Source organism: Anabaena sp. UHCC 0451 (assembly GCF_034931405.1).
Taxonomy (GTDB): Bacteria; Cyanobacteriota; Cyanobacteriia; order Cyanobacteriales; family Nostocaceae; genus RDYJ01.
Genome location: NZ_JAYGHA010000026.1, coordinates 44990 through 64886, shown reverse-complemented (window position 1 = coordinate 64886; position 19897 = coordinate 44990). Strand labels below are relative to the sequence as shown.

Genomic DNA, 19897 nt, shown 5'->3' with positions numbered 1-19897 from the left:
ATTTTAGTTGATTATTAATGATGTGATATTGAGGAAACAGCGCCTCGTATTGGCAAAATAGGGAAAAGACGTAGCTGCTATTATCCCCGATGATGAATTTGAACGTCTTGAGTGATTGAGCTATGATATCCAATATGGTCAATTTCAGCTAGATGATGAAGATGAATTAGGCATTCTATGTATTAACATTAAATAACTAAAATGAAATTTTGAGCAAAGACTTACTCAGGTAATGTGCAGTGATGAAATGGTTGGTTTAATTTTCCCGATAACTTCCTTTGCAGATGACAATGAAAATTTTATTTCAGGGGCAATTTTGATGAATATTAAGAACTTCTGGATTCCAGATTATTAGCTGAATAAGTAAAATTTAAGTTTAGTTTATTAACTGTCTATATTCAAGAGAATTTAATAGATTATGAGATTTAGAGACTGGGCAGCTAGAGTTATGCTAATTTTTTTCATGCTTGCAGCTTTGATTTTAGCTCTTTTGATTGGTAGTGTAAGAAATTCTTCAAGTAATATCAATACATCAAACCCGGATACTAAAGTTTTGGGTGAATCTCCACAAACACAATTTCAATCAGCGCAAAAAATTGAAGAACAGCAACCAAAGTTACCTCAATTATCTAAATTACTAACAATTCCTCAATTACCTCCATCTTCTGTACAGACAAACCAAACTCTTACTAGATATTCTACTACTGCTGCTTTTGCTCAGTATAAACCTAGTTTAGCATCGGCAACTATTAATCCTAGTAATTATGGTGAAAGATATAGCAAAGATGTGAATGGTGTACTTTTGAAGAATCAACCGATTATAGTCCTTCACGAAACTACTAATTCTGCTTCTAGTGCAGTTAATTTCTTTCAAACTAATAATGTTGATGAAAATGTCCAAGCTAGTTATCATGTTTTAATTGCACTTGATGGGATGGTGATTTATTTAGTACCACCTGATAAACGGGCTTTTGGTGCTGGTAATTCAGTTTTCAATGGTGCTAATGGTGTGGAAACTGTCCAGACTAATCCTGATTTACCTCCATCTGTGAATAATTTCGCCTATCATGTTTCTTTAGAAACCCCTCCTGATGCTTGGGGTAAACGTAATATCAAGGAACATACAGGATATACGGAAGTTCAATATGATTCTTTAGCCTGGTTAATTGCTCAAAGTCAAGTTCCTGATGAGAGAATTACTACTCATCGTGCTGTAGATGTGGCTAATGGAAAAGTTGATCCTTTAAGTTTTGATTTTGATAGGTTTTTTAATAAACTGCATTCTTTTCGGGAGTTGAAAACTTTAAATTTGGGCTAAATATTCGCATAAGTTACTCAGTTCATCTGGATAAAATTTATTGAACAAGAGAGAACCGGGATTCTCTTACCTGGGAATAAATTTTTCAGCAAGTTCCAAGTAATGCTTTATCAGGTTTTGGGATATTTGGACACATCCTCTGGGAAGATGATCTGTAAGCAGACTAGAACTAAATTAATTTAGTACGTTGTTAAGCACAGCAATTATATGAGGTTTGGTTCACAGCCAAACCTTTTTTTAAAATTTAACCATCACATCACCCCTACTGGTCAGTATTGTTTCCTGAATAACAATATCGGCAATTTTTCTAAACAGTTTCAAAGCTAGGATAGCTATACATAACATATTTATTTTCATGGTCTACACTGCTACAATGGAAATATCACCTAAGCAGTGTTTTCTCTGCTGATATCCATCCAGAAGATACGCCATGAATAATCAAATCCCAGACTACAATCCTAGCGGTATAGCTGAAGTTAATGGTAATCTATGGGGATTACCTAAAAATTATGATGATGCAAATTTAATTATTTTTGCTGTACCTTGGGAAGTCACAGTTTCTTATGGTGCAGGAACAGCAAATGCACCACAACGAATTTTAGATGCTTCTTATCAAATAGATGTATTTGATTTTGATCATCCTGATGGTTGGAAACAGGGAATTTATTTAGTAGAAATTCCTCAAGATATTTTAGATAAAAATAATTATTATCGTCAACAAGCAGCAAAAATAATTGAACGACAAACAGAAGGCAAATCAATCACAGAATCGCCAGATTTAACACCTGTACTTATAGAAATTAATCAAGCTGGTGAACAGGTAAATCAATGGTTATTTACCCAGTGTGAGGAAGCAATAAATAGGGGTAAAAAAGTTGCTGTTATTGGTGGTGATCACAGTTCACCTTTGGGTTATTTCCAAGCTTTAGCAAATCAATATCAAGACTTTGGGATTTTGCATATTGATGCACACGCAGATTTACGGGACGCTTACGAAGGTTTTGAATTTTCCCATGCGTCAATTATGTTCAATGCGCTGAAAATTCCACAAATTTCTAAGTTAGTGCAGGTAGGTTTGCGAGATATTTGTATTGATGAAGTGGAAATAATTAATGGTTCTAATAATCGAGTTATTGCTTATTATGACTCAGCTATTAAACAACAACAATATGCTGGTAAAACTTGGCTGAATTTATGCCAAGAAATAGTTGCTAATTTACCTAATCATGTACATATCAGTTTTGATGTAGATGGTTTAGATCCTAAACTCTGCCCAAATACAGGAACTCCTGTTCCGGGTGGTTTGGAATTAGAGCAAGTTTATTGTTTGTTTAGGGAAGTTGTGAAGAGTGGTAGAAAAATTATTGGGTTTGATGTGTGTGAAGTTGGGGATGCAGAATGGGATGCTAATGTCGGTGCGAGAATAGTTTATAAGTTGGCGAATTTGTTGGATTTATCGCAGACAAAAGATGGAATAAATTAAATGCTAAATGTTGGGTTTTACGTTGTTCAACCCAACCTACTCTACTACTCTACTGATAGAGAACATCACTAACTTGTACAATTATAATATAATTATGGTGAGTATTTACAGTATGGTGATTGATTCTACATTAGGAATTGCTCGTCATTATTACTTGAGTGAAGATGGCAATTTTAATAATTCTGTAGGTTGGGGTTCTGCTGGAGTAGAATGGCACGGAACTGTAGAACTCACCGAAGAGGAATTAAAGCGTGTTCATGAATATGCTGATTTATTTGGTGAATACAATATACATTCCAATAATTGCGAAATGTTTGCTTGGTATATCAAAACTGGTAAACGATATTCTGGACAAACACAAGAAATTAGAGTTACAAAATTTGGTGCTGCTTTAGTACAAATTGTTCAACCTGTGCATACTGTTCGTAGTATCAAATATCTGGAGATTGAAAAATCAATAGTAGCTCATCTTGAAGGTAATGTACAGGAAATTAGACAGAATAAACTAATTGAAGAACAAGCCAAAAGAGATGATTTTTGGGCTAAACGCGATGCCGAAAGATTGAAAAAAAGTGATTAAGAAAAATTGTAGGTTGGCATAGGTAGTTGAATCTCAACGTAAAATGTATAAATTTACTATTTGATTAGCCAGTAATTATAGGTTTGTGTAGGCAGTTTCACCGTTGAGGAAAGAGTAAAATAACCAAATTGAGTTATAATCAAGGCAAAGGAGGTATATATATTATGATTTACTTATCTGCTACAGAAGCAAAACAAAATTTTACAGAATTTTTAGATAAAGCCCAAAAAGAACCAATAACCATTCAGCATCAGGACCAAGATTTAGTTGTAGTGCTGTCTGTCTTAGAATATCAAAGATTGACTAGATTGCTAAAAGATGAGTTTCAGGAATTTTGTGATCAAGTTGGCAAAAATGCTGAAGCAAAAGGTATGACAGAAGAAAAACTCAAAGAAATTCTTGACAGTGATGATTGAGCAAAAAATTGTCATTGATACTAATTGTTTTGTGAGTCGCTTATTAACTCCAAACTCTATCACTGCTCAAGCAGTTCGTTATGCTTTTGATTGCCATCACATTCTTGTTTCTTCTGAAACACTTGCAGAAATAGAAAGGGTTCTCTCTAGAAAAAAGTTTGATAATTATGTCAGTTTAGAAGAGCGGCAAAAGTTTATTTTGTATTTAAAAAATATTGCTGAGATGGTTGATGTTGTCGATCATGTGCAAGTGTGTCGAGATGCAAAAGACGATAAATTTCTCTCGCTTGCTATTGCTGGTAATGCTAATTTGATCATTACCGGAGATGAAGATTTATTGGTGCTTAAATTCTATCAAAATATTCCTATTCTATCACCAAAGGATTTTTTAGCACAAGCGGATAAAAGTTAAATAATAACCTAATTTTTTCCTCTTTGCGTCTTTGCATCTTTGCGTGATCATTATTCCACCACATCAAACCACACAGGAGAAATATCATCAACTTGCCCATTATAATTAATAGTAATTTCCTGACCTTGACGAATATATTGATGAGCAATAATTTCAATTATATTTTTAGCAAAATTTTTAATATAAACCGCATTGGGATGATAGGAATGATTAAAAAGAGAAGCAAAACCTAAAGCTATAGCGCCACTTTCTCCATGCCAACCAAAATAATAATTAAGTAAAACAGTTTTAGTAATTAATTTAATTTGTTGTTTAGGGATCACGATTACTGGGGCTGTTTCAATTAAATCTCCTTTAGCAAAATCTTGATGAGCAAATATACCTCTACCTTTAGTTTCTGTATCACGAAATACTAGCATATTGCAATTCTATCTGATTACTAATGACTACAGATAGACGCAGAGAAAATAAACACTGAATTATTTCTGAACAATCAGATCCCCGACTTCTGAGCATTGCTTGATAGTTTATGGACTTGATTAAACAAGAAGTCGGGGATCTTGGCTGCTACTTAGGGCTGCTATAGTCACTATAAAGTCAACGATTGGAGATGTTATCAAAATTTCCGTAATTTTTAATATTTTAGTTAATTTATTGTGCAAAATTGATAATAATCATGTTATTATAAATATCCCATGCTAACTATCATTGGTTGCGGAAATCTCAATCGTAATGACGACGCTGTAGGGGTGATTATTGCCCAACGTTTACAGCAATATCTCGCCCAAAATCCTCACCCCAAAGTCCGCGTTTTTGATTGTGGGACTGCGGGAATGGAAGTGATGTTTCAAGCGAGAGGAAGTGAAAAATTAATTATTCTTGATGCTAGTTGCACAGATTCCGAAGCAGGTGCTATATTTAAAGTCCCAGGGAAAGAACTAGAAGCACTACCAGAAACTAGTTATAACCTGCATGATTTTCGTTGGGATCATGCCTTAGCGGCGGGGAGAAAAATCTTTAAAGATGATTTTCCCCAAGATGTGATTGTTTATTTAATTGAAGCTGCAAATCTTGATTTTGGAATAGATTTAAGCCCTGTTGTCCAACATTCTGCTGAGTTAGTTTTGGCAGAACTAATCACAGTTATTAACCAGAATGTGATGGATTAATTAACAATCTCAAATCCAAAATCCAAAATCCAAAATCTAGTTATGCCCAATCACGGTAAACTGAGAGTTCATCTACCCTCATTTCAAATGGTACAGCGTTAGCTTCTGGGGGACAGACGCGAATTTTTGCACTACTGACAATGCTATAAAGTAAACTCGCCATTGGCACAATTTTTTGCAAAATTCGCCAGTTGCTAACTTGATCTGGGCATTCAATTACTAAAGTCAAAGCACTAGCATGAGTTGTCATATACCAACGACAATGAGACAACAGATTTTGAATTGCGCGATCGCATCCTTGATAAAAGTACCTGCTGATAGAATATTCTAGCTGTTGTCGCAGGATAATATCTGCTGATGTTGCTTGCATAGGGTGCTTATCATCAGCATTGAATTCTGATTCTCTTCTGGCCATTTCTGTTGATTTTCCTATTTTATTTACCAATTGCCATTACATACAGAACATCCTGATTGGTTCCTAGAAATTCTTGGGCTTCATCATCATAAAAAGCACCAATACCACTACAATCTATTCCCCAATAATTGCTGGATAGATACACTCGCTGTCCGATAAAACCAGCTAATTGCATAGCAGTTTGATAACTCAAATAATCGGACACAAAAAACAAAGTTACAGCGCAGTCTTTAGCGATCGCCTGATTAATACACAAGTAACCTGTTTTTTCACTAAATTCACCCGACTTAATGAGATTCCTACCGTGATATAAACCGGGTGTCATACCTTCAACACGATGCACCACCGAGTAAATTTCTATTTTCTCAAAATTTTCCGTTGGGATTGGTTGCTGAATATCTTGCCAAATTCGCCAATAGATTTCTTGAGCAATAGACTGCCTTTGAAAACGTCGAATAGAACGCCTATTCCAAACGTTCTCAAAAAACCGTTCTCGGTGAAAATTAAATTGAGGATGTTCTAGCTTTTGCTGGCGACTAAGTTGCATTGATGTTGCTTGATAGGCATCTTCAATGAATTGATTAGCTTGAAAATAATCAGTACCACAAACGAAAGGAACTGATAACCTTAAACTTCGGACTGGCTTGTTTTGTGTCTCTCCCGATATCACACAACTACTAATAAACTCCTTATTCTCAAATCCTAAATCAGCATTGAGAGAGAGTTTATCAAAGTCAAAGATTAATTTGATGTTTTTTTCATGAAGATATGCTGAAGCTGCAATAGCGCCTAAATGGTGTCCGCTATCCAATAAGCAATATCTAATGCTCCTGTCTTGATATTTCCAGCTAGACCTATAATAAACACAACTAACTAAAAAAATGAAGCCGTTGATACGTTTATTGGGTATTAGATAACTCTCCAAACCATCATCAATTAATTCATAAATCAACGTCAGACAATTATTCTCAACTTCCAGATGGTAGATAGCATCTATAAATCCTTCAACACCACGAATCTGGATATAAACTTCCGTCGGATATAACGCCCCTGCTGAGGGATTTACACGGAGTTGATAGGGTTCGTTTTTGTAAATCTTCTCAAAAGTAATGACGCTTGTTAACCTGATAAAAGCATGAATGGGATTATCGGGAATTAATTTCACTCGCCGATAAAATTTAGGATAAACTTTAAAAGCGAGGGGTTGAGTTGACGCATCCACATAATTTGGATTCATCTGCACTGATAGGTAAAAATGCTTGGTAGCCTCGTGAAAGGCTTTTCCAGAAAGCTTACTGTGTGGCATTTTTAAGTAACCTTAAAACTTCTCTATTGCTGGCAAAATCAATTGCTTTATAGTCGTCCAAATTTTGCAAATTCATGTTAGGATGATGTTGTAATAGCAATCTCACTACTTCTGTCTTTCCAGCCGATGCACCATACATCAGGACAGTTGCACCATTATCATTTTGATTGTTAATATCAATGTTGGCATCTAGCAATAAATTGATTAAATCGTAGTGATTACCAAAACAAGCAAACCACAGAGCATTATTGTGATCATTGTTTGTAGCATTGATATCCCCACCAGCATCTATCAGTTCTTTCACAACCGCGTATAATCCCTCCCTAGTAGCTTTCATTAAAGCTGTATCACCATTTTCCCCGCGCTGATTTAAATCCTCAGCGTTGTAACCTTTTGTGATTAGCCATTGGCTAGTTGCTGCACTCAAATTTGGTTGATTTGTTTGACTCATAATTATGACTATGAAAACAACTAAAAACGTAATGGTGAGCAATGCCCACCATATTTAAAAAGACTATTAGAATTCTGAAAAACCAGCAGTAGCTGATGAACAATTGCAATACCAATTCTCTGTGATGTTGCCACAAATTAGATCCCCCCAACCCCCCTTAAAAAGGGGGGCTAAGAGATATTTTATCTATCACCCTGGAAAAGGTATTAATACCGGTTATTTATGAAGATGCACTTTATTCCTGGATGTAGAGACGTTATATATAAAATCTCTACATAATTTATTTGGCGCAGCCTCATCTCGTTGGTAGCCTACACCTTAATCCATAGAAATTGAACTGTGAGGCTTTATAGTCGCTGGCTAAAAAAGCAATTACTTCTATGATTTATTGCCAATCCGAAGTATTAAAAATCTTGGGGATTTTAATGCTTTGGATAATTTCGGAAATAAGATTTACGCAGGTTTTCTATATTTTTATCTAACTTTCTTACTTTTACCTTTGTTTTAGGTGAACGAGGATTCAAGTAAGAATGTTTTGTCTAACTCTGTAATCGCTTTTTGTTGAGGTTGAGGTTCACTGCCAACAATTTAGCTTATTTATATATTATCACTCTGATCAGATGGAATTATGAATGATTTATAAAGATCCATCCATTTTTGACCATAAATGTGATTAAAAAATTGTTAAGTGGATTACAGAAGCTAAAAATTATATTTGATGTTTTTGATATTGAATATTACATTTTATGATGTTGTTTGATAGCGATGCAATATATAAATTACAATTAAAACAATATAAAATTTAGTTGATTAAAATAATATCCTCGACTTCTTTAATAAGTGGAGGATCTAAATTTTTGCCAAATATAGTTATAACTTGTAGTCAAGTGATACCGTTTTTGGTTATTATACTTGTAGATTAGGTATTAATAATCTGGGCTAACGGATCAATATATTGAATATTTACCACGTAAACCTGCAATTGCAACTGTGAGTCTATGCTGTTACCAATAGAAGTAGCAAATCAAACTTTATATGACCAAGATTATTATCTTTGGTTGCGGACAACTATTAATCAGCTTCGTGCTGGGCAATTTTCATCTGTGGATTTAGAGAATTTGATTGAAGAATTAGAAACTATGGGGAGAAGTCAAAAGCGAGCTATAGAAAGTTTATTGATTAGACTGCTCGAACATCTGCTCAAACTGAAATATTGGGATAGCGAAAAAGAGCGTAATGAAGGACATTGGAAAGGGGAAATCAGGACTTTTCGGAGACAGATAAAAAAAGAACTTAAAGATAGTCCTAGTCTGAAACCTTACATTTTAGAAATCTTTGAGGAATGTTATGAAGAAGCAAGAAAAGAAGCCAGCGATCGCTCTCAATTACCCGTGGATAAATTTCCGATCAATCCTATTGGTTCTTTAGAGCAGGTTTTAGATGATAATTGGTTTGTTGGATAGGAGAACTGGTAATTAAGAAAAACTATTTTAATCTTCTTCTGGACTGTCTTCTATATCTAAACCTTTCCAAGAGAAGTCAAAATACGGTTGAATATTGATTAGTTCATCAATAGAATCTAAAAAGAATTTCTTAATTTCAACAAGTTGATTCTCTGAAGATAGAAAAGACTGAAGACTTTTTTTGTAAATTATTGCTGACCATTCGGGATAAGTTACTAAATTCATAGGAAACCATTCATCTGGTTTATCAGTAATAACTTTTTGCATAGATGTGATAATTTCTGGTCTTTTTTCAAAGTAAGGAGCAACTTCTAAAACAATCCCTAAAGATGGATATTCAGTTAAATTCTTAGGATTTAAATCCCAGTAACCTAAACCACACCATAAACCCCATTTACATTTAGGAGCAAGAGAATTCCTGATTATATATCTACTACAGTCTCTCCATTGTGTTAGGCTTCCTGCTTCTTTATTAACACCACCAAAACTGGTTTTAAATTTGTCTTTAACTTCCCCATTTAATGACGACTGCATGATTGTCAAAGTCTTATTAAAATTCATCATTGTCAGCATATCAATGGATGAAAATTGATTAATTTCATTCATTTGGTATTTCTCCATAAATAATAAAATTTCTTTACCCAAAATATCAGTTGATTTTTCCAGTAAAAAATCATATAAATGATACCATCCTAATTGTATAAATTCAACATTATCTAATAAATTAGCAGATTCTTTTGGATCATAGTGCAGAGTGATATAAAATAAATATTTATTACTTGCTATCTGTTCATTTAATATTTCAGAATATCTCTTTAATTGTCCATCCATTTCTCCAGAATCAATTTTACACTCAATAAATATTAAATCTGTAGTCAGTTCATTTACTAATTCAATTACAATATCAATTCTACTATTCGTTTCATGGTGTTTTAGTTTTTTATATTCAACTTGACTTGAAATATTAATACGCGAATTGTAGGGGTTTAGCATTGCTAAACCCCTACTACCAGGAATTGAATATGGTTTTAACCAGTCTAGTAAAATATCCTTATTAACAGAAAAATAATAAGCAATTATTTCCGTAAAAAAATCCCCTACAGGTTTATTTCCTGAATAGAGGTTGAGTAAGTTTGTGAATAAAGACATCTTAATTTAATTTAATCACCTGGAATATTTGTATTAAGATACAGGTTTTATGTCTTTTAAATTACAATTTAAACAAAAGTTAATAATCAGTCTTTTCACCCCTCAATCACACGCACATAAATAGCCCGTGCTGTTTCCCTGTCTATAGTCATAGGTATATTACCAGCTTTAATCACAAAAGCCGGAAACTGCTGCTCAACAGTGATATTAGTTCCTGTCTTGATACCCATTGCAATTAGTTTTTTTCTAATTGTTTCATCCTGAGTTTTACAGACAGTGACAATTCCTTTCTCACCAGGTTTCAGTAATTCTAAAGAACAACCCATCACAATAAAAGAAGTAAACATTGTAGGACAAGAGATAACAATGAAAATTCAAATGATGAAAGATGATAAACATCCTCCATCATGATTAAATCAGAGGTTTAGCAATGCTAAAATTCTACTGAATTTGTATTAAACGAGATAAGCTTCTTGATGAGTTTTGATTGTGCAGTTGGAACGGGGGTATGTAACGCACAATAAAGCGTAACCCTTAGACACTTGTTCATCATCCAAGAAGTTTTGATCGTCTTGGTTGATTTCGCCTTCTACAACTTTACCTACACAGCTAGAGCAAGAACCTGAGTGACAAGAAAAGGGTAATTCAATACCAGCTTCTTCCGCTGCATCTAGAATTGTAGTCTCGTCATCACATTCAATTGTGGTGTCGATATTTTCTTTTTTGCTGATCAATCTTACTTGATAAGCCATTTTCTAGTTCTCCTGAAACGTGAATAGAATTACTTTGGCAAATTGGTTAAGTTTTCCCCTTTTAGGGCGGGGAAATGCTCCCTTCCGTACACAAAAAGATGTAGAGTATGTCTACGGAAAACTTGTAAATTTGTAGGTGATTAAATGGAACTTAGGAAAGTTTCTATATTTATTTTTACCTAAGTTCCAAATTATTTTAGCTGCAAGGTACACCATTAGGTGAACAATCACCAGCTTTAAAAGATTTGCCACAACCACAGGTGTCAGTTGCATTAGGATTGGAAAACTTAAAACCGCTATCCATTACTCCCTCAACAAAATCGACTACCACACCTTCTAATAACGGCGCACTTGCAGCATCAACATAAATCAACACATTTCCTTGTTGGCTGACAATATCGTCTGGTTGGGGCTTATTTGTAATTTCAATTCCATACTCATAGCCATTACAACCACCATCTTTAACGGAAATGCGGACACCTTTTTTCGCGTTATTAGTTTCATCAGTTGTGGAACTTTTTAAAAAAGCCCACAGACGAAATTCTGCCTTTTCTGTTAAAGTAACAGTCATTTTGTTTCCTGTTCTGTAGCGATTATTCTGATTTTCAGATGGAGGTTATTTATTAATTTACTGGTGGAATTTCACACCGAAACAGATTGAGATTGGGAGTATCGCCAAGGTGCAGTATTACCACAGACTGGACAATTGCGATCGCGGTGAGAACGGCGTTTAGCAAACTCCATTCGCTGCAAATCAATTGTTAGCAACTCTGACAAAAGTGGTTGACTAAAACCGGTAATTAGTTTGATAGCTTCCAACGCAGTCAAACAAGCCAAAGTCCCAGAAACAGCCCCTAAAACTGAAAAAGCACGTCGATCCCAATCCGGCTTTTCTGGAAATAGACAGGACAAACAAGGAGTTACACCAGGAATAATCGTGGTTAGATAAGCCTCCATCCCATCCATTGCAGCCTCTACCATCGGCTTACGCCAACGCACACAAGCTTCATTTAACAAATTCCGCTCGGTAAAATTGTGAGCGCAGTCCAAAGCCATATCAGCAGATTGCACCAATGAGTCTACATTTTCTGGCGTAATGTAATCATGAATAGCTTCAATTTGCACATCAGGATTAATACCTTGTAGAGTTTCTTTGGCTTTGAATACTCTCGGTTTTCCCACCCAATCGTCAGTCATTAAAACTTGACGATTCATATCATCCAGCCGCAAATCACCACCCCGAACTAGGATGAGCCGCCCAACACCTGCTACTGCTAGGTAAAGTGCTGCTGTCCCGCCTAATCCCCCCACACCAGTCACCAAAACCGTCGCTGACTTGAGGCGTTTTTGAGCAGCTTCGCCAAAATTTGGGAGCATCATTTGGCGGCTGTAACGCTCTAATTCAGTAGGCGTTAGGTTGATCAATTTATACCTCCTAATCAGAAGTGATTTCTGTCAGCGTGACTACATTTTTTGGCTTATCATTAAACACCTTGAACAGCTTTTGTTCGTGGGGTGTTGATTCCACAAAAACCTGATAGGCTTTTTGCAAAGCCAAACAATATTGAGTTAATTTTTCTTCTGCACTCAAGTTAGGAGAAGCATCATCAATTTCACTCATATATTGAGAAAACTTTTTCAATATATGCAGACGATTAACATTCACAAATTTTTGGTCGTAGGGCAGTTGAAAAAAGATAAAAAATTCTTCTGCATCTACGAGTTTTTTGAATTCTTCAATAGTTCCACTCATTTTGCACTCTCCATTTGTTTTAGTTGTTGCTTGAGTTCATCTAACTGGCGATAGATTTCATAAGTCTCAGCCGCAACATCCATCAGTGTTTTGTAATCTGTTGGTAGCCCTTCAGCTAAATCATGCAGATTCATTTTCATTTGACCTGCCTTACTATTTAGCTTTCTAATTTTTGCTGTGAGTTCCTCAATTGTCATTGGTTATTAGTCATTAGTCATTGGTTATTAGTCATTGGTCATTAGTCATTGGTAACTGGAGATTTAATAGTGTATTTTAGATTTTTGGGATTGTATTTAATTAAATTAACTCCAATCTTAAATCTAAAACTTTCTTCCCTAGTTCCTAGTCCCCAGTCACCAATCCCCAATCCCCAATCCCCAAGTATTAAATATTTCCTACTTCTGGGAAACGTTTAGCCAAATCAATGCCTTTTTGAACAAATTGTTCTCCCTCTTCGTTTAACTTTTCTAGGGAGTCAAAACCGTAGCGATGAGCATCGCGCAAAGTTTTTACAGCTAACAATAAACGACCAGAAAATACCAAAGCCCAACCAAAACCTTCATGACCTAAATCAACTACCACATGAGAAATTAGTCCGGTTTCTTTTTCAACACTGGAAGCTACAGCCCGAAAAAAGGCGTTTATTCGTAATATAGTTGCTGGGTCAACTTCACCTTCAACAGAAATTTCCCGTTTCTTTTTTTTAGTAACAACAAAAGGTTTCAGAATTAATTCATCAGACCAACTCCGGTAAAAACCATAGCTATCTTGCGCCCGGATTTGTTGGACTAAAGTTTTGAGAAAAGGTGAAGTTATTGGTGTGCTTGTAGCAGTTCCGTTGACGCTGTTATTTTCACTCATACTGTTGCTTCATTTTCAATTTCGTCTGCAAAATTTGATGTTTTTGGTTGTAAAGCTTTACGCAACCAAGGTGGAGGATTACCTTTCAAGGTTTTGACCAATTTAGTCAAGATTTCTTCAATCTTTTCCTCTTCTGATTTAGCCTTAACTGGTGTTACACCCTTCTTAATTAAACGGGCGGCTGCACTACCACCAATGGCTAGAACATAAACAATTGTGCAATCATTTAATACCTCAAGTTTGGGTGTGATTTTATCTTCATTCCCATCTTCTTTGAGGTCGCCTTCAAATTTCAGAGTTTCGAGGAATTCATATCCATGATCTGAAATTTCATAAACATCAATTTCTTTAGCCCAACCAAAGTGAGCATTAACATGAATTCGGTCAGTTGTCGTAAAGGCAATTTTCACTTTCATTAGTCCTAAAAGAAGGTAACAGGGAAGAAGGGAATTTTCTCGTTCCCATATTTCTCGTTCCCATACTCTGTATGGGAATGAATTTTAAAGGCTCTGCCTTTTGTGATGTCAGAGTCAGAGACTCTGTGATGGCATTCCTAGTCAGAGACTAGGAACGAGATCAATCATTTATTTTTTATTAATGATTGGTTGCCATTGCTTCATCATTAATGACTCTTCATGTTCTATAAACAGGTTTCCCATACCAAATAAAACTTCCATAGTGCCGCGATAGCCTACTTTAGTAAATAGACCATTTCCCAAACGGTCATAGATAGGAATTCCTAAACGATAGAGGGGAATTGAAAGACGTTTTGATATGGTATTTACATTAGAATTACCAATTAATAAATCAGAACCTACTGCTAAATCCTCCAAATCTTCCAAATCGCCGATAGTGACATTTTTGATGGGAAGATGTTCTAATAAAGGTGATTTTGTCGTTGTTACAGCAGCATGAATAGAAGCCCCCATTGACTGTAAAAACTGCACAGTAGACCACATTAAATCCGGTTCTAAAGCTAAAGAAACTCGTTTAGCACCGAAATAAAAGTGAGTATCTAACATTGCATCTTGCAACTGACGACGTTGACGGCGATATTTTTCTGGTACGGGATTACCACTCAAAACAGATAAAGCTTGAAGAAACTCATCCACAGGTTCTAAACCTGTCAAATCTCTAAAAACTTCGTAATCTGTATTAAAGCGTTCTTGGAGAATTTTGGCAGCACCCCGCATACTTTCACCTAAAGCTAAAGTGAAAGCAGAACTACCCAGAGAACGCAGTTGTTTAAGAGTTGTACCACTAACAGTTACTGCACTATATTCATCCTCCAGATGACCATCTAAAGAAGCACCCAAATCAGGGACAAAAATTGGTTCTAATCCAAAAGATGTCACCATTTCTCGAACTTCTTGGACATCTCCAGGAGTGAAAGCTGAACCTGCTAAAATCGTAATTTGTTCAGGTTGAATTCCTCCAGTTTTAGGAACTTCCTTAACAATACTTTCTACTGCAACCGCAAAACCATCTTGCAGCGCACCTTTAAAATCAGGAGTCGGAGCAAAAACAATTGCTAAATAATCTAACTCTGGATGACGTTCCCGAATATCCTTCAAAAAACGTTCAATATCATCTCCTCTAGTTTCTGTTAATCCAGTTGTACACAAACCAATAATTTCTGGTTTTGCTTTTTCTACTAAAGTTAAAATAGCTTGTTCAACATTCTCTTCACCACCCAAAATGGTAGTAACTTCCGTCATTGCTGTAGTAGCAAGAGGAATTGCTTCCCGAAAATGTCGAACTAAAACCACCTTAGCAAAAGCAGTACAACCTTGAGAACCGTGGAACAAAGGTATAGTTCCTTTTAATCCCAAAAAAGCCAAAGATGCACCTAAAGCTTGACTTTGTTTGAGAGGATTAACAGTAACAGACTTATTGGGAACAGTAACAATTGCCATAAATTAATCTCAATAATCTCAAATAAAACGTAAGAATTCAGGAGTCAGGAGTCAGGAGTCAGGAGTCAGGAGTCAGGAGTCAGGAGGAAGAATTAATTTTTCTCCCTGCTCCCTGCTCCCTGCTCCCTGCTCCTTTTCTTCTTCACTGTCAACTATCACCTAAACTTCCCAAGGTGCTGGTTTACGAATTTGTTGCCAAATTGGACTATACAAAGCCTCATACAATTCTCGTGCCATTTCCACCATTCCCATATAACCAGCATAAGGATGATGACGTTCTTGGTTAATATCTAAAAATGGAATTCTTGCCTTTAAAGCCGTGTACTGATTTCGACCACCAGCTATTAACATATCGGCTTTAGTATCTCTCACTAACTGCAATAATTCTTGAGCATTACCTTTTTCTAACATAATGCCATCATTGCCCAGTAAATTCTTGATTTTAGCCTTATCTTCCTCTGTACTTTTTCTGGTGCTAGTAGCAACAACCTCAATTCCTAAATCATTAGCTGCGGAAATAATTGACCAACTTTTCACACCACCAGTATATAGAACCACGCGCTTACCTTTAAGGCGTTCTCGATAGGGAGCAAGGGCAATATCTAAAGCCGCAGTTTCATCAGCAATTAACTTTTCTGTCCGGGCTATTAAATCAGGATCACCTAATTTAGCAGCAACAGTTCTCAAGCAACGATTAATATCATTAATACCATAAAAAGACTCTTCAATGTAAGGAATGCCATAACGTTCCTCCATTTTTCGCGCCATATTTAATAATGCCCGTGAGCAAATCATGACATTTAATTTAGCGCGGTGAGCATAAGTAATTTCTTGATAGCGAGCATCACCGGTAATTTTGGATAAAACGCGGATGCCTAACTTTTCAAATAAAGGTAGAACGCCCCACATTTCCCCAGCAATATTGTACTCACCAATCAAATTAATATCATAAGGTGTAGTATATTCAGGTTCAGCAGTACCGATTACATAATCTAGTAAAGCCTCACCACCAAAACGATTTCCGAGATTTTTACTACCAATAAAACCTGGAGCAATCACAGGAATAACAGGAGTACCAATTTTCTCCGCTGCAACTTTACAAACTGCATCAATATCATCACCAATTAAAGCAGTTACACAAGTAGCGTAAACAAAAACTGCTGCTGGTTTATAACGTTTATTAACTTCCAAAATTGCCTTATAAAGCTTTTTCTCACCACCGAAAATCACATCATTTTCACCAACATCAGTGGTAAAACCAGTTTTATAGAGCATTGGTCCTGAAGAAAGACTTCCACGACTTCCCCAAGAGTTACCAGCACAAGCAATAGGTCCATGAACCAAATGAGCAGCATCGGTAATAGGTACTAATGCAATCATTGCACCATCAAAAGCGCATCCCCCTTGAGCAGCACCTGGTTGAGCTTGTTGTGTACAAGATTTGTTTTTCTTTTCTCCTTGTTTTTGTTGATTATGTTCGCATCCTGACTCACTAAGTAACTCGTTAATTTTGCTTTGGGTAATTTTCATTTCTCTTCTCGCGCTCAATGGAAGTTGTTAACATTTCTAGAACTGACGCAAAAAACCTCTCAAACTCTTATTTCTCTGTGTTCTCTGTGTCCTCTGCGGTTAGTTTTCCTCTTACTTGTGCGTAAGTTCTGATTTCAAAACTTTCTAGAACCAACTAATCCTTAATTGACTTCCTGCCCAATTCATCTTCACACAATATTCACACAGATAAATTTTCAGAAAAGACATCTATTTATCTGTCGCAGAATTTTCATAACATTGATATTTGATATTTATCAATGACTAATAACAAACTTTTAGCAAATATACTTAGTGATATCTTCACCACATTCATCAGCCAGGTAAGATAAAGCACGAAATCGTAAAGCAACCACTTCATCATATAAAGGATTGATTTTGCAAAGTGCTGGAATATGGAAAGTTCTCCCCAATAAATGAATATCTCGCTCAAAAGGACAACAACAAGGAATTTGCTGACACAGGAAATGAGCAAAACGAGAATTTTTTACTTCAATGCCATTCAGCAATTGCCGTAAGGGTTTGAGAAGGTCAAAAAAACCAGAATTTTTAGAATTAGGTGGATGGTAATCCGGTTGTGGATGAGAGTGTGGAATAGATGCCATAATAGATACCTGAGATAACTATAAAATCAGAAGTGAAAATTAAGAATTTGGGAACTGGGAATTAATACCCAATCCCCATTAATTCTTTGCTCTTTTATTAGTAGTCAGTTGTAATTATTTACTAATGACTACTAACCACTGACATTCTTAACGAACTAAGTCGTAGGAAATATCGGTCTTACCAGCAACATTGGTAGTGCGGTCGATTTCTTCAAAGACTGTATTAACAATCCAGTTCAACAAGTTAATTACACCTTTGTAACCAACAGTTGCATAACGGTGGTAGTGGTGACGATCCATGATAGGATAACCAATTCTTACCAAAGGTACACCGCAATCACGCCACAGGTACTTACCGTAGGAGTTACCAATTAACAAGTCTACTGGTTCTGTAAACAACAAGGAGCGTAAGTGCCACAAGTCTTTACCACCCCAGATTTTAGCGGACTTACCGAAGACGCTAGAATCTAACAATTCTTGCAGTTCTTTCTCAAATACTTCATTGGTATTGTGAACCAAAATATGTACAGGTTCAGCACCCATTTCCAACATGAAACCAACTACGCTGTAAACTAGGTCAGGATCACCGTAGATAGCGAAACGCTTACCATGTAACCAAGCGTGGGAATCGGTCATAGCATCAACTGCACGACCACGTTCGATTTCTATCTCTTCAGGAATAGCCTTACCAGTCAATTCACTGAGTTTCATCAAGAATTCGTCAGTTCCCTTGATACCCCAAGGACGAGAAACACAAACGTCTTGCTTCCAGTCTTTAGCAATGTATTCACGGGTCTTGGTTGTGGAGTAAGCTTGGAGAGCAACAGTAGCCTTAGCGTTGATGGAATCTGCTGCATCTTCTAACTTAGTACCACCTGGGTACATATTGAATTCACCATCACAAGGTGAGTCAACATAATCGCTGTTATCAGATAAAACAGTGTAGTCAATACCCATCAAGTTAGCAATCCGCTTAATTTCACGGTTGTTTTCTACGTAGGTATCAAAACCAGGGATGAAGTTGATTTTACCATTGCTCTTGGTTTTCTTCTTACCTGCGGTTAAGGTAGAAAGAATTCCCTTCATCATGTTGTCGTAACCAGTGATGTGGGAACCAACGAAGCTAGGTGTGTGAGCAAATGGTACGGGGAAATCTTGAGGAACTGAACCAGCTTCTTTAGCATTACCGATGAAAGACTGTAAGTCATCACCGATAACTTCTGCCATACAGGTGGTGCAAACTGCAATCATCTTAGGATTGTATAACTTGTAGGAGTTAGCCAAGCCATCAATCATGTTTTGCAAACCACCGAACACAGCAGCATCTTCTGTCATGGAAGAAGAAACGCCGGAGAATGGTTCTTTGTAGTGACGGGTTAAGTGGGTACGGAAGTAAGCCACGCAACCTTGAGAACCTTGAACGAAGGGAAGAGTACCTTCAAAACCTACAGCCGCAAACATAGCGCCTAAAGGTTGACAACCCTTAGCTGGGTTAACGGTTAAAGCTGTACGTTCAAAGTTCTTTTCCCGATATTCCCAGCTTTTTGTCCATTCGGAAACCCGTTGTACTTCTTCGGGTGTGTGACCATTTTCAAACTGTTTCTTGTTTTCAAACAGTTGTTGGTATTCTGGCTGATGGAATAGCTCAACGTGGTCCTTAATATTTTCTGGATTCTGAGGCATTTCTAGTTCTCCAAGCTTGCTGTGTGTTGTGTTTGCGGTCGGTGGGGTGTTCCTTGCCCGTTTTTGGTGGAGAGTGGGGAATGTGGCTCAAAATTCAGAATGCAAAATCCAAAATTCCCAACTTTGAATTTTTAATTTTGAATTTTGAATTCCCAACTCCCCCCTGGGGACAAACCCCAGGCTTTCCCTGTACGGGCAGGGTTTGCCCCTACTATTTCTGTTCTCTAAACGGAAGCCTTAGCTTTAGCCTTAGCTTGAGCTTTTTTGTTCCAGGGAGCGCCGATTAATCCCCAGGTTGGGCTGTTGAGCGCCAAATCCATGTCACGAGCGAAGATTGCGAATCCGTCGTAACCGTGGTAAGGACCGGAGTATTTATTTTGGTGGTTTAATTGGTCTGATAGCGTAGCGTGGCGCAAGCCATATCAGGATTTCCAGGATTTGAGGATTTACAGGATATTTTTTATTTTTTGTCGTAACTCTAAAGATTTTTAAAGTTTGAAAATTTTGATACAAATAAATGTTATAAAAAGAGGTGTTGTTTGTACATTTTGATACAATATCAGCTATACAATGGTTTGATGGAGATTTTCTATCAACCTTTGAGTGAATATAGGGAT

24 protein-coding genes and 1 pseudogene are annotated in these 19897 nt (G+C 36.5%); 7 read left to right on the top strand and 18 right to left on the bottom strand.

Annotated features, from left to right (window positions below):
* Positions 1 to 418: 418 nt before the first annotated feature.
* From VB694_RS18085 to VB694_RS18065, 5 genes are all read left to right on the top strand, one after another.
* Positions 419 to 1318, top strand: a complete 900-nt coding sequence (locus VB694_RS18085; RefSeq protein ID WP_323361724.1) for a peptidoglycan recognition family protein — start codon at positions 419 to 421, stop codon at positions 1316 to 1318.
* A gap of 430 nt (positions 1319 to 1748) precedes the next feature.
* Positions 1749 to 2801, top strand: coding sequence for an agmatinase family protein (locus VB694_RS18080; protein ID WP_323361723.1), 1053 nt, complete (start codon positions 1749 to 1751; stop codon positions 2799 to 2801).
* 112 nt (positions 2802 to 2913) lie between these two features.
* A complete protein-coding gene (locus VB694_RS18075) occupies positions 2914 to 3381 on the top strand; it encodes an NC domain-containing protein (protein ID WP_323361722.1) in 468 nt (155 codons plus the stop codon).
* Positions 3382 to 3545: 164 nt separating this feature from the next.
* Positions 3546 to 3797 carry a type II toxin-antitoxin system Phd/YefM family antitoxin gene (locus VB694_RS18070; RefSeq protein WP_323361721.1) on the top strand — a complete coding sequence of 84 codons (252 nt, stop codon included), beginning with the start codon at positions 3546 to 3548 and terminating at the stop codon, positions 3795 to 3797.
* Positions 3790 to 4209: a putative toxin-antitoxin system toxin component, PIN family gene (locus VB694_RS18065; RefSeq protein WP_323361740.1), complete on the top strand. Its 420-nt coding sequence runs from the start codon at positions 3790 to 3792 to the stop codon at positions 4207 to 4209. Before VB694_RS18070 ends, VB694_RS18065 begins: the two co-directional genes overlap by 8 nt.
* Before the next feature lie 50 nt (positions 4210 to 4259).
* Here VB694_RS18065 and VB694_RS18060 read toward each other — a convergent pair whose 3' ends face one another.
* The gene (locus VB694_RS18060; RefSeq protein ID WP_323361720.1) at positions 4260 to 4628 is read right to left on the bottom strand and encodes an SET domain-containing protein; all 369 of its coding nucleotides are present in this window, start codon (positions 4626 to 4628) and stop codon (positions 4260 to 4262) included.
* Positions 4629 to 4904: 276 nt separating this feature from the next.
* Here VB694_RS18060 and VB694_RS18055 point away from each other — a divergent pair, with 276 nt between their 5' ends.
* Positions 4905 to 5378, top strand: coding sequence for a hydrogenase maturation protease (locus tag VB694_RS18055; protein ID WP_323361719.1), 474 nt, complete (start codon positions 4905 to 4907; stop codon positions 5376 to 5378).
* A 40-nt stretch (positions 5379 to 5418) separates the two neighbouring features.
* Here VB694_RS18055 and VB694_RS18050 read toward each other — a convergent pair whose 3' ends face one another.
* The 3 genes from VB694_RS18050 to VB694_RS18040 are packed head-to-tail and all read right to left on the bottom strand — an operon-like array spanning position 5419 to position 7550.
* Entirely contained in the window at positions 5419 to 5793 is a 375-nt protein-coding gene (locus tag VB694_RS18050; RefSeq protein WP_323361718.1) for a hypothetical protein, read from the bottom strand.
* Positions 5794 to 5812: 19 nt separating this feature from the next.
* The gene (locus VB694_RS18045) at positions 5813 to 7099 is read right to left on the bottom strand and encodes a SagB/ThcOx family dehydrogenase (protein WP_323361717.1); all 1287 of its coding nucleotides are present in this window, start codon (positions 7097 to 7099) and stop codon (positions 5813 to 5815) included.
* Positions 7086 to 7550, bottom strand: a complete 465-nt coding sequence (locus VB694_RS18040) for an ankyrin repeat domain-containing protein (RefSeq protein ID WP_323361716.1) — start codon at positions 7548 to 7550, stop codon at positions 7086 to 7088. The genes VB694_RS18045 and VB694_RS18040 overlap by 14 nt, the downstream gene beginning before the upstream one ends.
* A 998-nt stretch (positions 7551 to 8548) precedes the next feature.
* On the opposite strand from VB694_RS18040, the gene VB694_RS18035 reads away from it, so the two are divergent.
* Positions 8549 to 9013 (top strand): DUF29 domain-containing protein, encoded by a 465-nt coding sequence (locus VB694_RS18035; RefSeq protein WP_323361715.1) that lies wholly within the window; start codon positions 8549 to 8551, stop codon positions 9011 to 9013.
* Between the two features lie 27 nt (positions 9014 to 9040).
* Here the strand turns inward: VB694_RS18035 and VB694_RS18030 are convergent, their stop codons facing one another.
* The 14 genes and pseudogenes from VB694_RS18030 to VB694_RS25350 form a co-directional block, all read right to left on the bottom strand.
* Positions 9041 to 10162, bottom strand: a complete 1122-nt coding sequence (locus VB694_RS18030) for a PD-(D/E)XK nuclease family protein (protein WP_323361714.1) — start codon at positions 10160 to 10162, stop codon at positions 9041 to 9043.
* 95 nt (positions 10163 to 10257) lie between these two features.
* Entirely contained in the window at positions 10258 to 10509 is a 252-nt protein-coding gene (locus tag VB694_RS18025; protein WP_323361713.1) for a FeoA family protein, read from the bottom strand.
* A gap of 108 nt (positions 10510 to 10617) precedes the next feature.
* Positions 10618 to 10914 (bottom strand): 2Fe-2S iron-sulfur cluster-binding protein, encoded by a 297-nt coding sequence (locus VB694_RS18020; protein WP_323361712.1) that lies wholly within the window; start codon positions 10912 to 10914, stop codon positions 10618 to 10620.
* 196 nt (positions 10915 to 11110) lie between these two features.
* Positions 11111 to 11485, bottom strand: coding sequence for an iron-sulfur cluster assembly accessory protein (locus VB694_RS18015; RefSeq protein ID WP_323361711.1), 375 nt, complete (start codon positions 11483 to 11485; stop codon positions 11111 to 11113).
* A gap of 71 nt (positions 11486 to 11556) precedes the next feature.
* The gene (locus tag VB694_RS18010) at positions 11557 to 12339 is read right to left on the bottom strand and encodes a HesA/MoeB/ThiF family protein (RefSeq protein WP_323361710.1); all 783 of its coding nucleotides are present in this window, start codon (positions 12337 to 12339) and stop codon (positions 11557 to 11559) included.
* Between the two features lie 10 nt (positions 12340 to 12349).
* Entirely contained in the window at positions 12350 to 12667 is a 318-nt protein-coding gene (gene nifW, locus VB694_RS18005) for a nitrogenase-stabilizing/protective protein NifW (protein ID WP_323361709.1), read from the bottom strand.
* On the bottom strand, positions 12664 to 12864 hold the full coding sequence (locus VB694_RS18000; protein ID WP_323361708.1) for a CCE_0567 family metalloprotein: 201 nt from the start codon (positions 12862 to 12864) through the stop codon (positions 12664 to 12666). The genes nifW and VB694_RS18000 overlap by 4 nt, the downstream gene beginning before the upstream one ends.
* 187 nt (positions 12865 to 13051) lie before the next feature.
* Positions 13052 to 13528: a NifX-associated nitrogen fixation protein gene (locus tag VB694_RS17995; protein WP_323361707.1), complete on the bottom strand. Its 477-nt coding sequence runs from the start codon at positions 13526 to 13528 to the stop codon at positions 13052 to 13054.
* Complete coding sequence (gene nifX / locus VB694_RS17990; RefSeq protein WP_323361706.1) at positions 13525 to 13944, bottom strand: nitrogen fixation protein NifX; 420 nt, start codon at positions 13942 to 13944, stop codon at positions 13525 to 13527. Before nifX ends, VB694_RS17995 begins: the two co-directional genes overlap by 4 nt.
* A gap of 168 nt (positions 13945 to 14112) precedes the next feature.
* The gene (gene nifN / locus VB694_RS17985) at positions 14113 to 15444 is read right to left on the bottom strand and encodes a nitrogenase iron-molybdenum cofactor biosynthesis protein NifN (RefSeq protein ID WP_323361705.1); all 1332 of its coding nucleotides are present in this window, start codon (positions 15442 to 15444) and stop codon (positions 14113 to 14115) included.
* A gap of 159 nt (positions 15445 to 15603) precedes the next feature.
* The gene (gene nifE / locus VB694_RS17980) at positions 15604 to 16974 is read right to left on the bottom strand and encodes a nitrogenase iron-molybdenum cofactor biosynthesis protein NifE (RefSeq protein ID WP_323361704.1); all 1371 of its coding nucleotides are present in this window, start codon (positions 16972 to 16974) and stop codon (positions 15604 to 15606) included.
* A 296-nt stretch (positions 16975 to 17270) separates the two neighbouring features.
* Entirely contained in the window at positions 17271 to 17597 is a 327-nt protein-coding gene (locus tag VB694_RS17975; RefSeq protein ID WP_323361703.1) for a Mo-dependent nitrogenase C-terminal domain-containing protein, read from the bottom strand.
* 147 nt (positions 17598 to 17744) lie between these two features.
* Positions 17745 to 19280, bottom strand: coding sequence for a nitrogenase molybdenum-iron protein subunit beta (gene nifK / locus VB694_RS17970; RefSeq protein ID WP_323361702.1), 1536 nt, complete (start codon positions 19278 to 19280; stop codon positions 17745 to 17747).
* Positions 19281 to 19504: 224 nt separating this feature from the next.
* Positions 19505 to 19663 (bottom strand): annotated as a pseudogene (locus VB694_RS25350) (nitrogenase molybdenum-iron protein alpha chain); the annotation flags it as partial.
* Between the last annotated feature and the right edge of the window lie 234 nt (positions 19664 to 19897).

Bases quoted from the DNA above. Each gene is read 5' to 3' on its own strand.
- VB694_RS18035 (WP_323361715.1), top strand. From the start codon at position 8,549: ATGCTGTTACCAATAGAAGTAGCAAATCAAACTTTATATGACCAAGAT.
- VB694_RS18060 (WP_323361720.1), bottom strand. From the start codon at position 4,628: ATGCTAGTATTTCGTGATACAGAAACTAAAGGTAGAGGTATATTTGCT.
- nifE (WP_323361704.1), bottom strand. From the start codon at position 16,974: ATGAAAATTACCCAAAGCAAAATTAACGAGTTACTTAGTGAGTCAGGA.
- VB694_RS18040 (WP_323361716.1), bottom strand. From the start codon at position 7,550: ATGAGTCAAACAAATCAACCAAATTTGAGTGCAGCAACTAGCCAATGG.
- VB694_RS18080 (WP_323361723.1), top strand. From the start codon at position 1,749: ATGAATAATCAAATCCCAGACTACAATCCTAGCGGTATAGCTGAAGTT.
- VB694_RS17975 (WP_323361703.1), bottom strand. From the start codon at position 17,597: ATGGCATCTATTCCACACTCTCATCCACAACCGGATTACCATCCACCT.
- VB694_RS18065 (WP_323361740.1), top strand. From the start codon at position 3,790: ATGATTGAGCAAAAAATTGTCATTGATACTAATTGTTTTGTGAGTCGC.
- VB694_RS18025 (WP_323361713.1), bottom strand. From the start codon at position 10,509: ATGTTTACTTCTTTTATTGTGATGGGTTGTTCTTTAGAATTACTGAAA.
- VB694_RS18030 (WP_323361714.1), bottom strand. From the start codon at position 10,162: ATGTCTTTATTCACAAACTTACTCAACCTCTATTCAGGAAATAAACCT.
- VB694_RS18000 (WP_323361708.1), bottom strand. From the start codon at position 12,864: ATGACAATTGAGGAACTCACAGCAAAAATTAGAAAGCTAAATAGTAAG.
- VB694_RS18020 (WP_323361712.1), bottom strand. From the start codon at position 10,914: ATGGCTTATCAAGTAAGATTGATCAGCAAAAAAGAAAATATCGACACC.
- nifW (WP_323361709.1), bottom strand. From the start codon at position 12,667: ATGAGTGGAACTATTGAAGAATTCAAAAAACTCGTAGATGCAGAAGAA.
- VB694_RS18085 (WP_323361724.1), top strand. From the start codon at position 419: ATGAGATTTAGAGACTGGGCAGCTAGAGTTATGCTAATTTTTTTCATG.
- VB694_RS17995 (WP_323361707.1), bottom strand. From the start codon at position 13,528: ATGAGTGAAAATAACAGCGTCAACGGAACTGCTACAAGCACACCAATA.
- VB694_RS18055 (WP_323361719.1), top strand. From the start codon at position 4,905: ATGCTAACTATCATTGGTTGCGGAAATCTCAATCGTAATGACGACGCT.
- VB694_RS18050 (WP_323361718.1), bottom strand. From the start codon at position 5,793: ATGGCCAGAAGAGAATCAGAATTCAATGCTGATGATAAGCACCCTATG.
- VB694_RS18015 (WP_323361711.1), bottom strand. From the start codon at position 11,485: ATGACTGTTACTTTAACAGAAAAGGCAGAATTTCGTCTGTGGGCTTTT.
- VB694_RS18075 (WP_323361722.1), top strand. From the start codon at position 2,914: ATGGTGATTGATTCTACATTAGGAATTGCTCGTCATTATTACTTGAGT.
- nifK (WP_323361702.1), bottom strand. From the start codon at position 19,280: ATGCCTCAGAATCCAGAAAATATTAAGGACCACGTTGAGCTATTCCAT.
- nifX (WP_323361706.1), bottom strand. From the start codon at position 13,944: ATGAAAGTGAAAATTGCCTTTACGACAACTGACCGAATTCATGTTAAT.
- VB694_RS18070 (WP_323361721.1), top strand. From the start codon at position 3,546: ATGATTTACTTATCTGCTACAGAAGCAAAACAAAATTTTACAGAATTT.
- nifN (WP_323361705.1), bottom strand. From the start codon at position 15,444: ATGGCAATTGTTACTGTTCCCAATAAGTCTGTTACTGTTAATCCTCTC.
- VB694_RS18045 (WP_323361717.1), bottom strand. From the start codon at position 7,099: ATGCCACACAGTAAGCTTTCTGGAAAAGCCTTTCACGAGGCTACCAAG.